Origin of the sequence: Actinoallomurus bryophytorum, from assembly GCF_006716425.1 — a bacterium.
Taxonomy (GTDB): domain Bacteria; phylum Actinomycetota; class Actinomycetes; order Streptosporangiales; family Streptosporangiaceae; genus Actinoallomurus; species Actinoallomurus bryophytorum.
On the sequence record NZ_VFOZ01000001.1, the window covers coordinates 7,545,797 to 7,558,702 of the forward strand.

At 72.1% G+C, this 12,906-nt stretch carries 14 protein-coding genes; 2 read left to right on the forward strand and 12 right to left on the reverse strand.

Annotated elements, in window-relative coordinates:
* Positions 1-25: 25 nt before the first annotated feature.
* Entirely contained in the window at positions 26-1,564 is a 1,539-nt protein-coding gene (locus FB559_RS34910; RefSeq protein ID WP_141961184.1) for an aldehyde dehydrogenase family protein, read from the forward strand.
* A 31-nt stretch (positions 1,565-1,595) separates the two neighbouring features.
* Here the strand turns inward: FB559_RS34910 and FB559_RS34915 are convergent, their stop codons facing one another.
* The 8 genes from FB559_RS34915 to FB559_RS34950 form a co-directional block, all read right to left on the reverse strand.
* Positions 1,596-2,108 carry a hypothetical protein gene (locus FB559_RS34915; protein ID WP_141961185.1) on the reverse strand — a complete coding sequence of 171 codons (513 nt, stop codon included), beginning with the start codon at positions 2,106-2,108 and terminating at the stop codon, positions 1,596-1,598.
* Positions 2,109-2,163: 55 nt separating this feature from the next.
* On the reverse strand, positions 2,164-3,999 hold the full coding sequence (locus FB559_RS34920) for a CHASE3 domain-containing protein (RefSeq protein WP_141961186.1): 1,836 nt from the start codon (positions 3,997-3,999) through the stop codon (positions 2,164-2,166).
* 149 nt (positions 4,000-4,148) lie between these two features.
* Positions 4,149-4,424, reverse strand: coding sequence for a DUF6295 family protein (locus FB559_RS34925; RefSeq protein ID WP_141961187.1), 276 nt, complete (start codon positions 4,422-4,424; stop codon positions 4,149-4,151).
* A gap of 11 nt (positions 4,425-4,435) precedes the next feature.
* On the reverse strand, positions 4,436-5,179 hold the full coding sequence (locus FB559_RS34930; RefSeq protein WP_141961188.1) for a dienelactone hydrolase family protein: 744 nt from the start codon (positions 5,177-5,179) through the stop codon (positions 4,436-4,438).
* Positions 5,176-6,867: an MFS transporter gene (locus FB559_RS34935; RefSeq protein ID WP_246122319.1), complete on the reverse strand. Its 1,692-nt coding sequence runs from the start codon at positions 6,865-6,867 to the stop codon at positions 5,176-5,178. The genes FB559_RS34930 and FB559_RS34935 overlap by 4 nt, the downstream gene beginning before the upstream one ends.
* A complete protein-coding gene (locus FB559_RS34940) occupies positions 6,864-7,301 on the reverse strand; it encodes a MarR family winged helix-turn-helix transcriptional regulator (protein ID WP_246122321.1) in 438 nt (145 codons plus the stop codon). Before FB559_RS34940 ends, FB559_RS34935 begins: the two co-directional genes overlap by 4 nt.
* A 54-nt stretch (positions 7,302-7,355) precedes the next feature.
* Positions 7,356-8,504, reverse strand: coding sequence for an EAL domain-containing protein (locus FB559_RS34945; RefSeq protein ID WP_246122322.1), 1,149 nt, complete (start codon positions 8,502-8,504; stop codon positions 7,356-7,358).
* A 132-nt stretch (positions 8,505-8,636) separates the two neighbouring features.
* The gene (locus tag FB559_RS34950; protein WP_141961189.1) at positions 8,637-9,035 is read right to left on the reverse strand and encodes an ABC transporter permease; all 399 of its coding nucleotides are present in this window, start codon (positions 9,033-9,035) and stop codon (positions 8,637-8,639) included.
* 76 nt (positions 9,036-9,111) lie between these two features.
* Here FB559_RS34950 and FB559_RS34955 point away from each other — a divergent pair, with 76 nt between their 5' ends.
* Entirely contained in the window at positions 9,112-9,750 is a 639-nt protein-coding gene (locus FB559_RS34955; protein WP_141961190.1) for an acVLRF1 family peptidyl-tRNA hydrolase, read from the forward strand.
* Here the strand turns inward: FB559_RS34955 and FB559_RS34960 are convergent.
* The 4 genes from FB559_RS34960 to FB559_RS34975 all read right to left on the reverse strand — a co-directional run bounded on the left by FB559_RS34960 (position 9,692) and on the right by FB559_RS34975 (position 12,829).
* On the reverse strand, positions 9,692-10,768 hold the full coding sequence (locus FB559_RS34960) for a DUF2330 domain-containing protein (RefSeq protein ID WP_141961191.1): 1,077 nt from the start codon (positions 10,766-10,768) through the stop codon (positions 9,692-9,694). The two genes, FB559_RS34955 and FB559_RS34960, sit on opposite strands and share 59 nt — an antisense overlap.
* Before the next feature lie 72 nt (positions 10,769-10,840).
* Positions 10,841-11,602 (reverse strand): VOC family protein, encoded by a 762-nt coding sequence (locus tag FB559_RS34965; RefSeq protein WP_141961192.1) that lies wholly within the window; start codon positions 11,600-11,602, stop codon positions 10,841-10,843.
* A gap of 81 nt (positions 11,603-11,683) precedes the next feature.
* On the reverse strand, positions 11,684-11,926 hold the full coding sequence (locus FB559_RS34970; RefSeq protein WP_141961193.1) for a hypothetical protein: 243 nt from the start codon (positions 11,924-11,926) through the stop codon (positions 11,684-11,686).
* Positions 11,927-12,025: 99 nt separating this feature from the next.
* On the reverse strand, positions 12,026-12,829 hold the full coding sequence (locus FB559_RS34975; protein ID WP_185792545.1) for a universal stress protein: 804 nt from the start codon (positions 12,827-12,829) through the stop codon (positions 12,026-12,028).
* Between the last annotated feature and the right edge of the window lie 77 nt (positions 12,830-12,906).

Sequence of the window (12,906 nt, forward strand, 5' to 3'; positions counted from 1 at the left end):
GTGCATACAGTATGCGGAGGTCGTCATGGCTCTGACCATCAAGCCGGGGACGCTGTGGGCGGACGCCTACGAGCGCTGTCTGGCCGCCGCGCCGGAGGCGTTCGACGACGATCGCGTGCGCAACCACTGGGGCGGCCGATGGCGCCGGGACGGCGGGCCGGTGCCCGCCACCTCGCCGGTGGACGGCACCCCGATCGCCGGCCCGCCGCTGCTGCCGGCCGGCGAGGCCGGCTCGGCCGTGAAGGCCGCGCTCGACCGGCACCGCGAATGGCGGCACACGCCGCTCGCGGAGCGCAAGGCGCGCGTCGGCGCGGCGCTCGACGCCCTCACCGAGCACCGCGACCTGCTGTCGCTGCTGCTGGTCTGGGAGATCGGCAAACCCTGGCGGCTCGCCACCGCCGACGTCGATCGTGCCATCGACGGCGTGCGCTGGTACGCGGACGAGATCGGCCGCATGGTCGAGGGCCGGCACCCGCTCGGCGGGCCGGTCAGCAACATCGCGAGCTGGAACTATCCGATGAGCGTGCTCATGCACGCCATGCTCGTGCAGGTGCTGGCGGGCAACGCGGCGATCGCCAAGACGCCCACCGACGGCGGCGTCGCCTGCCTGACCCTCGCGTGCGCCCTGGGCGTACGCGAAGGGCTGCCGCTCACGCTCCTCAGCGGCGCCGGCCGTGACCTGTCGGCGGCGCTCGTCCGCGCGCCGGAGATCGGCTGTGTCTCGTTCGTCGGGGGCCGGGACACCGGGGCGCACGTGGCCGCGGCCGTCGCCGACCTGGGCAAGCGCCACGTCCTCGAACAGGAGGGACTGAACTGCTGGGGTGTGTGGGAGCACTCCGACTGGGAGCGCCTCACCGGGCAGATCCGCAAGACGTTCGACTACGCCAAACAGCGCTGCACCGCCTACCCGAGGTTCGTCGTGCAGCGCTCGCTGTTCGACCGTTTCCTCGCGGCGTACCTGCCGGCCGTCGGCCAGGTGCGGTTCGGCCATCCTCTCGCCGTCGAGGACCCCGGCGACCCTCTGCCCGAGCTGGACTTCGGACCGCTCATCAACGACGCCAAGGCCAAGGAACTGGCCGACCAGGTGGATGAGGCGATCTCACGGGGCGGGGTGCCGCTGTACCGCGGTTCGGTCGCCGGCGGGCGGTTCCTGCCGGGGCAGGACACCTCCGCGTACTTCGCGCCGGTGACGATCCTGGGGCCGCCGCCGTCCTCGCCCCTCCACCACGCCGAGCCGTTCGGGCCGGTCGACACGATCGTCCTGGTCGACACCGAGGCCGAGCTGCTCGCCGCGATGAACGCCTCCAACGGCGCGCTCGTCGCGACCATCTCCTGCGACGACGAGACGACCGCGCGGCGGCTGGCCGGCGAGGTCCGCGCGTTCAAGGTCGGCCTGGGCGAACCACGCTCGCGCGGGGACCGTGACGAGCTGTTCGGTGGGATGGGCGCCTCCTGGCACGGCGCCTTCGTGGGCGGTGAGCTCCTCGTTCGCGCGGTGACCGAGGGGGCCGCGGACGAGCGGCCGCCCGGCAACTTCCTCGGCTACACGCTCCAGCCGGGCTGATGGGAGGCGGACTGACGGGGGCCTGCTCCCGTCAGTCCAGTCCCGCGTGCCGGCGCCACCAGCCGGGCTCCCGTGAGCCGGAGAGCCACTGGTCGGTCGAGCGCAGCACGGTGGTGAGCGCGTCGAGCGCGGCGGACGGCCCGCCGGAACGCCACTGGGTCTCGACGATGGTGTGCTGGCCGTGCCCGCCGTCGCACTTGCAGGCGACCGCGAGAGCCGCGGAGATCCGGCACTGGCCGGGGGAGTAGTCCGCGTTCTCCATCCGGATCGTGACCTCCAGCCAGTCGTCGTCCGGGCCCTCGTACGTGTGGCAGTCGTAGATGCAGTGCGCGGGAGGATGCCACATCCACTGGCCGGGCTGGGGCCGGCCGGGGACCGTACCGGAAGAGGGAGCCGGATGACGCGCGTGCCACTGGCTCGCCAGGGTCAGGAACCGCGCGCGGACCTCACGGCCGTGCCACTCCGCCCCGAAGATCTCCCCGAGGGGCAGCGCGCGTGGCCATATCCACACCGCAAGGTAGTGATCCTCGGGTGGGTTCCGCACGGTGCAATCATGCCGCGCGCACCGGTCACAGCGCACGCCCGCACGCCCACAGATATCACGAAATTCCCTGCGGCTCGTCTCTCGCCATCTGGTCCCGGAGCGGGATCGTCACCCGAAGTGACGTGCCGCCTCCCGGGGGGCTTTCCAGCTCGAAAACCCCGCCCAGGGCCTCGGTGCGGTCTCTCAGACCGGCGAGTGCCGAGCCCGGCCCGAGGCGGGCACCGCCGATCCCGTCGTCGCGGACCCAGAGCCGTACCGGCTCGCTCGTGTCGAGCCGCACGCGCACGACGGACGCGCGGGCGTACGCCTCGGCGTTCGCCAGCGCCTCGGACACCACGTAGTAGATGGTCACGGCGACGTTCGGCGGTAGCCGCCGGTCGGCGTGCAAGTCCAGTTCGACCGGAAGGGACGCGCGACGGGCGAGGGCGCGCAGAGAGGACTCGATACCGCCCCTCGTGAGGAACGCCGGATGCAGTTCCCGTGCGACCTTCTGGAGATCGTTGATGATCTCCATCACGTCACGTGTGGCGGCGGAGATCTGCTCCCTGAGCTGCCCCAGTGCCGGCGGGACGCCTGTCTCGACCACGCGTAATGCGAGGCCGACCGTGACCAGCCGCTGCTGCGTCCGCTCGTGCAACGCGCGTTCGAGCCGGCGGCGGGTCGCGTCGCCGGCCTCCACCAGTCGGACGCGGGAGGCGACCAGCTCGGAGCGCCGTCGGGAGTTGACCACCGCGACGCCGAGCAGTCCGGCGAACTCCCGCATGGTCCGCTCCGCTCCGTCGGGCCACGGCGCGGACCCGCGGGACAGGACGGCGGCCATACCCCAGAGACGGTCGCCCGCCATCACGGGGCAGCCGGCCATCCGCTCGATCTCGTGCGTGCGGATCCACGCGCCGATCTCGCCGACGCCACGTACGTCCTGCCGCAGGTAGGCGGGCAGGCCGGTCCGGTAGACGAGGTCCGCGACGACGTCATCCTCCACCGGCCAACGGCCCTCCAGCGGAGGCATGATCCGGGGAGCCTCGTGAACGCTCCAGTGGCCGACCACGACCGTCGTGTCGTCCGGGTCGTACCGAGTGATCATCGCGTGCTCGGCACCCAGGACCCGCCCCATCTCGCCGGCGCCGGCATTGAAGACCTCGGACGGAGAGGCGCCCCGTGCGACCAGGGTCGCGATGCGCTGCAGGGCCTCACATTCGGTGGCGATCCGGCTGAGCCGCTCCCGTTGCGGCCGGGTACGGAGGCCGGGCACCGGGCCGGCGGGAGCGCGCGTACTGCGCATCACGTATCCGAAGAGGAGAAAGATGACCAGCAGGGATCCCGAGGCGCCGGCGGCCACCGCGATCATGCGGCGTATCGCCGGCAGGGCGTCTCGCTCGTGCGCCAGGAGCAGCCGGTGCTGGATGTCGGCGAAGCGGTCGAACTGGTGCCGGAGCGCGTCGATGCGCCGTTTTCCCTCCTTCCGGATCACCAGGGACCGTGCCGCTGTGGGCTCGAGATGCGCCAGCCGCACGAGCGGCTCCGAGTGCTCGCGCAGGTAGGCCATCGCGGTGCTCGCGAGCTCCCGCGCCCGCCTCCCCTGCTGCGGATCGTTCTCGGCGGCGAGCCGCTCCAGGGCCGTGGCCTGGACGAAGAGGGCCGCGCGTGCGACGCGCCACAGGCCGAGGAAGCTCGTGTCGCCGGTCGCGACGTACCTGAGCTGCTCCGTCTCGAGCTCGCTCACCTGCCGTTCGAGGCGGTTCGCCGCGAGCAGCACCTCGGCCGAGTCGTGACCGGCGGACCTCGCGCTCACCCCGAAGCTGATGGTGCAGCCGGCCAGGACCGACAGCAGGCACGCCAGGACCACCAGGGGATGGGCCGGCGGCCATCGCATCAGCCTTCCGGTTCGCATGCGGCGCTCCCAAGCTCTCGCTGCCCGTCTGCCGGTCCACCGGCAGACGGGTGCGCTTGGACGTTCGACCGCCGTAGACGCTGGGTGCCTTACCCCTGTTCAGGTGCGATTACGGTCCGTGTACGGGAAACCTGTCTTGACGAGCCGAATCACCGCGTACCGGCGGAGGCGAGACCGGCCGGTGCCGAGGCGATCGCTTGATGGATCGCGTCGGCCAGCGCGAGCGCCGCCTCCTCGCTGAGCTCGACGGCCACCCGGGCGGACGGTCCCTGCGCCGGGTCGATGAAGTCGATGTTGACCGAGTGGTCCTGCTGCATGTGGACCGGGTGGTCGACGTACACGGTCGCCTCGCTGAGGCTGATCCAGCCCTTCTTGGCCTTCCCGCTGCCGTCGATCTGGATCTTGTGGGTCTGATACGTGCACATGGGATGCCCCCTTACGCGCTGAGGTTGCTGCCGAAGAAGTCGAAGATCTTGCCCCAGCCGTCCACGGCAGCCTCAGGCCGGTAGGACGGCCGGTCCACGGCGAAGAACGCGTGCCCGGCGCCGTCGTAGGTGTGGAACTCGTGCGCCTTGCCGAGCCGGTCCAGCTCGGCGGACAGCTGCGCGGTCTCCTCCGGGGCCGGGTAGCCGTCCTCGGCGCCGAACAGGCCGAGCAGCGGGCTGGACAGCTGCGGCGCCAGGCCGAGGATCGGCTTCATGCTGGCGGGCATGCCGGACGGGGGCTCGTTGACGACGAACGCGCCGTAGCAGTCCACCGCGGCGTCGACCTGGAGCGAGCACGCGGCCAGGAACGTCTGCCGGCCGCCGGAGCAGTGGCCGATGACGCCGATCTTGCCGTTGGCGCCGTCCAGCGAGTTCAGGTAGCGGGCCGCGCCGTCGACGTCGCCGACCAGCCGCTCGTCCGGCACACCGCCCGCGGCGCGTACGGTCGCGGCCGCGTCGTCGGGGTCGGCGCCCGGCGCCTCGCGGGAGTACAGGTTCGGGCACAGCGCGGCGTAGCCGTGGGCCGCGAACTTGCGCACCATCTCCTTGGTCGCCTCGTCGTAGCCGGGCATGTGGTGGATGACCACCACGCCGCCGCGAGGGCCGCCGTCCAGCGGCCGGGCGAGGTACGCCTCGATCTCGTCGTCGCCGTGGCCCTTGATCGTGACGGTCTCGGCCCTGAGCGCGTCGGTCATGATTTCTCCTCAATGTGGACATAGCGGTTGCCTCGCAGGGCCGAGCCCAGCGCGGCGATCGCCGCCATCACGGCGGCGGCGGTGAAGACGAGTACCAGACCATGATGGAACGGCCCGGAGACGAGTTCGGGGAAGAACGCCTTTCCGGTGAGAGTCTGGCGGTTCTGCGCCGGAAGGGAGTCGAGCAGCCCGTTCGAGCCCAGGAGATGGCCGATCGGGTTGTTGCCGAGGAACGCGGCGAACAGCGTGCTGACCGGCGGCAGCTGGGCGACGTGCGTCGCGTCGGCCGCCGGTACGGACTGGGCCTCGAGCCCGGCCGACAGGGTGTGCGGCAGCGAGGAGGCGAGCCCGGCGATCATCAGGGAGAAGAACACCCCGATGGACAGGGCCGTCCCGGAGTTCTGGAACGTCGACCGCATGCCCGACGCGACGCCGCGCGAACCGGACGGCACGCTGCTCATGATCGCTGAGGTGTTCGGGGCCGAGAACATTCCCTGGCCGATGCCGCTGGCGAACAGCAGCGCCGCGAACAGCGGGTAGGAGAAGTTGACCGGCAGGGCCAGCAGCCCGATGAACGAGAGGCAGACGATCCCCAGGCCGCCGGTCGAGAACAGCCGGGCGCCGAACCGGTCCGACAGGTAGCCCGACACCGGGCCGGCCACCAGGAAGCCGAAGGTCAGCGGCAGCATGTAGATGCCGGCCCACAGGGGCGTGCGTTCGTAGGCGTAGCCGTGCAGCGGCAGCCAGATGCCCTGCAGCCAGATGATCAGCATGAACTGCATGCCGCCACGCGCGATGGCGGTCAGCAGCGCGGCCAGGTTGCCGGCCGCGAACGCCCGTATCCGGAACAGCCCGAGCCGCAGCATCGGCTCGGCCACCCGTGTCTCCACGACGCAGAAGGCGACCAGGAGCAGAACGCCGGTGCTGATCCCGCCGAGTACGTACGGGCTGGTCCAGCCGGTCGCGTGGCCGCGGTACGGCTGGATCCCGTACGTGATCGAGGCGAGCAGGGTGATCGTGCCGACCACGAAGGTCAGGTTGCCCAGCCAGTCGATACGGGCCGAGCGCGGCGTGCTCACCTCGCGCAGGCTGCGGTAGGACCAGATGGTGCCGACGATGCCGATCGGGACGCTGACCCAGAACACCGCGCGCCAGTGCACCTCGGCGAGCAGGCCGCCCGCCAGCAGGCCGAGGAACTGCCCGGCGAGCGCGGTGATCTGGTTGATGCCCAGCGCCATCCCGCGCTGTTCGAGAGGGAACGCGTCGGTGAGGATGGCCGCCGAGTTGGCGGTCAGCATGGCGCCGCCGATGCCCTGGATGACGCGCCACCCGATCAGGTACAGCGCGCCCGAGCCGCCGCGGAACGGATCGACCGAGAGCGCCAGCGACGCGACGCTGAAGATCATGAAGCCGAGGTTGTAGAGCTTGACGCGGCCGAACATGTCGCCCAGCCGGCCCAGCGCCACCACCAGGACGGCCGCGACCAGCAGGTAGCCCAGGATCATCCAGAGCAGGTAGCCGATGTTGTGCGGTGAGAGGGGATCGAGCCCGATGCCGCGGAAGATCGCCGGCATCGAGATGATCACGATGGAGCCGTCGAGCGTGGCCATGAACACGCCGAGGGTGGTGTTGGACAGGGCCGTCCACTTGTACCGGTCGCCCCGCACGCCGGTGTCGACGGCGGTCACAGGCTGTCCGCCAGCCGGTCGAGCAGGGGGATGACCTCGATCAGGCGGCGTTGCTCATCGGGGCTGAAACCCTGGGCGAGCGCATGGGTGACGCGGCGCGTGCTCGCCGACCGCCGGTCGAGCAGCAGCTGCCGCCCGGCCTCGGTGGCCGACATCGACACCCGCCGTCCGTCCTCGGGGTCGGGCATCCGCGCCACGAGACCGCGCTGTTCGAGCGCGGCCAGCGTGTTCCCCATCGCCTGCGGGCGTACGCGCTCACCGCCGGCCAGGGCGCCCGGCGTCGCGGGTCCGTCCCGGTCGAGTCGCGACAGGACCGAGACCTCCGACAGGGTCAGGTCCCCGGGCTCGTGCGCCTGCCGGAGTCGCCGTACGATCCGGGCGAGGGCCAGGCGGAGATCGAATGCCGCGCGTTCGAGGTCAGGCTCGTTCAACACCACATTTAGTAAAGTAAGACTTATAAGGCTAGATGTACAAATCGGCCCGTACGGTCATGAGGCGGAACGCCGCTCCAGCTCCGACAGGCTGCGGATCAGGTCGCCGACCCGCGCGACGCCCATGCAGCGTCCGACCTCGTCCACCACGACGAGGTCGTCGTAGACCCGTTCGGCGTCATCGCCCGCGGCCCGCAACGCCGCGATCGCGGGCACCGTGCGCGGCACCGGCCGCGGCGCGTCGGCCAGCCGGTTGGCCGGCTTGTGCGCGTGCAGCGCGTGCCCGTACGCCCCGGCGAACTTCAGCAGGAACCGCGTGCGGTCGACCGTGTACCTCGGCCGTTGCCCCGGATCCACGAGCACCACGCTCGTGGTGTTCGGCTCGGCGTTGAACGCGGCGAACACCGACTCCGCCGTGGCGTCCTCGGGCATGACGGTCGCGGGCAGCATGAACTCCGTCACCCGGGGGCCGAGCCGGTCGGCCTCCCGCGGGCCGAGGTGGACGCTGACGGGCACCCCCGGACGCCAGTCCGGCGGGGCGAGCAGCGGCCCTTGGGCCAGCCGTACGCCGAGCCCGCGCAACTTGGTGAGCTGGTCCTCGTTCACGATGCCGGGAGCGAGCACGTGACCGCCGGTGCGCCGGCCCATGGAGACGAGCCCGTCCACCAGCGCCGCGCGCCGGGAGTCCGCCGACGCGCGCCGGCTCAGCTCGGGATCGAGGGTCAGCACGGACGGCGCGACCTCGGCGACGAAACGGCTCGGCAGGTCCTCGACCCGCTCGATGCCGATCAGGTAGCCGATGGCCCGCAGCCGTCCGAGCCGTGCGGCGGCCTCCGCCGGTGGCATGCCGCCGAACAGGCCGTTCACCGAGACGATCACGCCTCCGGGCCGGCGGCCCAGGCCGGCCAGCGTGTGGTGCAGGCGGTCCATGCTCCGGTCGTCCCCGAGCGTCCGCGCGTGCAGGAACACGTGGAGCGGGAGCAGGGTCTCACGGCGGCTGGTCGCGCGCGCGGCAAGGATCGCCCGGTCGACGTCGGACTCGAGCTCGGAGATGTGACCCATGGGCGCGGGCGCGCTCATGGCCACGACGGTTCCGGTGTCGAGGTCGATGATCGGCTGGAAGGCGATCTGCGGTGACGGCGCGACGTCGCCGTGCCGTGCGAAGGTGTTCTCCGGACCGCCCGTATATGCGGCGTAGTCGGTCACAAGCCGATTCTGCTCCCCGACCTGGGCGAATCGATGCTGTTGGCGGACTGTTCACTGTCAATTCGGACGTTAGCTGCCAGACCTCGCATCTGTTGCACACGGTCATGGCGTCGTCGCGGACGCGAACCGGGATCAGTACCAGCTGATGCTCAGGATCGAGACGAGGTAGGTCACGCAGGCGACGGCGGCCAGGCCGGCCAGCACCCAGATCTCGGCTCCGCGCAGTGCCTGGACGATGAGCGCCGCCATGATCACGGCCACCAGCACGTCGCCGGTCGCCGCCGCGGCGCGCGTGTGAGGTCCGCCGCCCCGGCCGCTCGCGCCGCCGTAGCTCTCATGCGCTCCGTGTGAGGCCTCGCCGCCGCGCGCGCCGAGAAGGATGGCGTAGCCGAGAAGGACGGCCAGGGTCACCAGGCCGATCTCGGTCTGACCGCGGAGCGCCACGGTCGCCGCGACGGCCACACCCGCGGCCACGGCGAGAACGGGCGCGATCCAGCGGTGCGCGCGCCGTCGTTCGGGAGCGATCCACATGCCAGAAGTCCTCCCACCAGGTCAGAGAAGTCAAACCGCCCACGGGGATATCGAGATCATCGAATAGGGTTCGGGAATGGCAAAGGCGCGGCCGGCGGCCGGGGGAGGACGCTGGGTCGAGGTCCCGCCGGAGCGTCTCCAGCGATGGCTCGACGGCTTCGCCGAACGCCACGGAGGGTGCTCCGCCGACGCTGGGCCCCAGGTCGTGCTCCTGCGCGGCGGCGACGGAGCGCTGGCCGAATGCCATGTGCCGTTCCCGCCGCTGGACGGCGGCCTGACCGAGCACGCCTTGCGCGACCGCAGGGTCGGCGTCCTGCTGGTCCGGCTCGGCGGTTATGCCTGCGGCGTCTTCGAGGGCGACCGGCTCGTCGCCTCCAAGGTCGGCGCCCGTCTCGTGCACGGGCGCAGTGCCGCCGGAGGCCAGTCACAGCAGAGGTTCGCCCGGCGCCGTGACGGACAGGCGCGCGAGGCGCTGCGTGCCGCCGCCGACACCGCCGCACGCGTCCTGGCACCCCACGCGCCCGAGCTGGTGGCGGTCGTATGCGGAGGCGACCGGCGTGCGGTCGACGGGTTGCGCGGGGACCGCCGTCTCGACGCGCTGTTCGCGCTGGAGACCGAGCCCTTCCTGGCCGTCCCCGACCCCCGGCTGGCCGTGCTCAAGGAGACGCCGCCGCGCTTCCGCGCCGTACGCGTGCGGCTCGTCGAGCCACGATGACCGCGGTCAGCCAGACCAGGCCCAGCGCCACCACGGCGAGCGCGAGGAACCACAGGTAGGCCGGCACGCCGAGGAACCGCACGAGCCCGTCGTCCACGTTCTCCACCTGCCGGTACGGAGTGTCCGTGGTGGAGACGAGCCGCAGGTCACCGGTGAAGTCCGCCGGCGGAATGCCCTGCCTCACCACCTCGGTCATGAAGGCGCCCTGGCCGATCATCGTGCGCAGCGCCGGCGAGGCGACGTCGGCCGCGGTGACCCGGCCCGCGTACGTCGTGGCCATGCCCAGCCCCGACACGTAGACCCGGTGCGGCGCGAGCACGTACAGGTGTACCGACTGCGGAGTCCTCGCCAGCCGGGACAGCCTGATCGGGTAGATCGGCGCCTTCGTGGGAAACGCGATGCGCAGCGGGTCGAGCTCGCCGGTGAGCCGGCCCTGCTCCGGCGCGAGCTTGACCGCGGTGAAGGTCCACCGCTCCGCGACGTACGGCTTGAGCGCCTCGGCCAGCCGGCCGGGCAGGTGGTAGCCGTGTGAGGTCAGCCACGAGGCGAGCGCGCCCGAGTCGCCGGCCGACAGCGTGGTCACCTCGAACGGGCCGAGTTTCTGCCAGGCGAGCACGGCGACCTCGCCCCCGCTCCGGGGCGGCGCTCCGGAGTAGACCCCGCGGTCCCGGCGCGGCAGCCAGTGCCGGTGCCGGTGGACGACCGGCTGGGTCAGCCGGTCGAGCTGGTCGAACCAGGCGCGTTCGCCGAGCGTCACCCGCGCGCGTGCCGGCGTCGGCATCAGCCAGGCGGCGTCGTGCGCCTCCGACCGCACCGACAGCCGCATGACGATCTCCTCCTGCGCGCCGTCATGGCGGACGATCGAGGTCTCCTGCGCCACGTCGACCCCGGACTCGGTCGAGGTGACGAGCGCGCCGCAGCCGCACGCCCACGAGGGCCGTACGAGGGCGAGGCCGGCCAGGACGACGGCCACCACGACGACGAGCCGGGCGAGAGGGGCACGGTATCCGTTGCGCATCTCGCTGAGACGCGGAACCGCGCCCCGTTCGTTGCGGGGCGCGGATCACGGTTCGGACTCGAGGCCGCGAGGTCAGGACCCGGGCAGCCTCATCACGGCGAGGGTGGCGCCGAACGGGTCGGCGACGATCGCGAACCGGCCGTACGGCGAGTCCTGCGGCTCACGTACGACGCCGCCGCCCGCCGCGGTCGCGCGTGCCACCGCGGCGTCGGCGTCGTCCACCGCGAAGTAGATCGTCCAGCGTGCGGGCTCGCCCGGCACGCCCCAGACACCCGCGACGTCGTCGTCGCCGACCTTCACGGTCGCGTAGTCGAAGCCGGGCACTCCCATGTCCACGACCGGGCGCTCCAGCACCGCGGAGTAGAAGGCGCGCGCGCTCTCGCCGTCGGGCGCGCTGAGCTCCGTCCAGCACATCGAGTCGGGCTCGCCGACGACCTGCGCGCCGGTGTGAGCCTGGCCCTGCCAGAGCCCGAACGTCGCGCCGGACGGGTCCTCGGCGATCGCCATCCGGCCCTGGCCCATCACGTCCATCGGCGCCATGACGACCGAGCCGCCGTTGTCCCCGACCAGCTTCACGGTGGCGGCGAGGTCATCGGCCGCGAAGTAGACGGTCCAGCGGAACGAGCCGGCATCCGGGTCCTGGGCGGGGGAGAGGGCGGCGACCGGGGCTCCGTCGAGCAGGCACATGGAGTACCCGCCGGCCTCGGGCGGCCCCTCGTTGATCTCCCACCCGAACAGGGCGGTGTAGAAGTCCATGGCCTTCCGCAGGTCGGGGACATCGAGGTCGACCCAGCAGGGACTTCCGTTCGGATGGTTGACGGTCAGCCTGGTCATGATCTCTCCCTGGTGGACGGCGCCGGACGGTCTTACCACGCCGGGCCGCCCAGGCAGGCGGTATTTCCAACATGCCGCCGGTCAGCCCTGCTCTTCGACCAGCTTCCGCAACTTGTCGCGCCGGGCCTCCAGCGTCTCGACGAGCGCCTCCTGCTCCTCGGCGGCCGTGATCAGCGCGGCGCGCTCCGAGGCGTCGGTCGGCTCGGACGAGCGGTCGCCGATCTGGGCGCGGAGGCTCACCGCCGTGTCGCGGAGCTCCGCGACATCGGCCTCCACCTCGCGCAGCTCCTGCCGTAGCGCGCTCCTGTCATCCTCGCCGTCCATGCGCTCCTCGCCTCTTCTCGTCGGTCTCTTCCACCGGGGTACCGGGGAGGACACGTGCCCTCTCCCTATCCGCCTTCCCCCGACGGGGGGCACCACACGTCAGCCGGACCCGCGGGGCAGGACCGCGACGGGACAGGGCGCCGCGCGCACCAGCTTGAACGCCGTCTCTCCGAGGAAGACCCGGTGCACCGGCGCGTCCTCGCTGCTGGCGCAGACCAGCAGGTCGCCCTCGGCCCAGTCGAGGCCGGCGACCGTGCCGGCCACGTCATCGCCCGCGCCGACCGCGGCCTCCACCTCATCGGCGTCCAGCACGGAGGACTCGTCCGCCAGACGTACCGCGAGCGCCAGATCGTCGCGGAGCGGGTCCTGGTCGGCGCCGTCGAGCGCCAGCGTGAGGAGCCGGAGCGGAACGCCGAGCCGCACCGCGGCCGCGGCGGCCGAGGTCACCGCCTCGTCGCACTGGGGCCGGCGCACGTAGGCCACGCTGATCCGCCGCGGACCGCCGGAGGGCGTGTGTCCCGAGGGCGTGAGCAGCACGGTCTGGGTGGAGGCGTGCAGGAGGTGGTCCGCGGTGCCGCCCAGGTTGATCCGGCCGTGCGCGCCGCCGGGCGGCGATCCGATCACGATCAGGTCGGCGCCGGTCCGGCTCGCCAGCACTGAGAGCCCTCGGCTGGCGCTACGGCTCTCATGGGCGACGAGGTCGGCCGGCACCCCCTCGACCAGCTCCGCGGCGTGCTCCAGCGCCGCACGCGCCTCGACCACGGAGGCGGCGCGCTCGGGTGAGTGGACCGCGGCCACCGTCAGCCGCGCGCCGGACACCTCCGCGATGGCCCGCGCGAGCGCCAGCGCCTCGCGACCGCCGGCGTCGTCGACGTACCCGGCGAGTACGTGCTCCCGGATCACGACCGGAGCATTTCCCTCCGGGGCTGGGGGCGCAACCCCCCTGGGACGGATCGGTGGCCTCATGTGGCAGTCCGCGT

Coding starts and splice junctions, on each gene's coding strand:
- FB559_RS34910 (WP_141961184.1), top strand. CDS start 26: ATGGCTCTGACCATCAAGCCGGGGACGCTGTGGGCGGACGCCTACGAG.
- FB559_RS34920 (WP_141961186.1), bottom strand. CDS start 3,999: ATGCGAACCGGAAGGCTGATGCGATGGCCGCCGGCCCATCCCCTGGTG.
- FB559_RS34925 (WP_141961187.1), bottom strand. CDS start 4,424: ATGTGCACGTATCAGACCCACAAGATCCAGATCGACGGCAGCGGGAAG.
- FB559_RS34930 (WP_141961188.1), bottom strand. CDS start 5,179: ATGACCGACGCGCTCAGGGCCGAGACCGTCACGATCAAGGGCCACGGC.
- FB559_RS34950 (WP_141961189.1), bottom strand. CDS start 9,035: ATGTGGATCGCTCCCGAACGACGGCGCGCGCACCGCTGGATCGCGCCC.
- FB559_RS34955 (WP_141961190.1), top strand. CDS start 9,112: ATGGCAAAGGCGCGGCCGGCGGCCGGGGGAGGACGCTGGGTCGAGGTC.
- FB559_RS34960 (WP_141961191.1), bottom strand. CDS start 10,768: ATGCGCAACGGATACCGTGCCCCTCTCGCCCGGCTCGTCGTCGTGGTG.
- FB559_RS34965 (WP_141961192.1), bottom strand. CDS start 11,602: ATGACCAGGCTGACCGTCAACCATCCGAACGGAAGTCCCTGCTGGGTC.
- FB559_RS34970 (WP_141961193.1), bottom strand. CDS start 11,926: ATGGACGGCGAGGATGACAGGAGCGCGCTACGGCAGGAGCTGCGCGAG.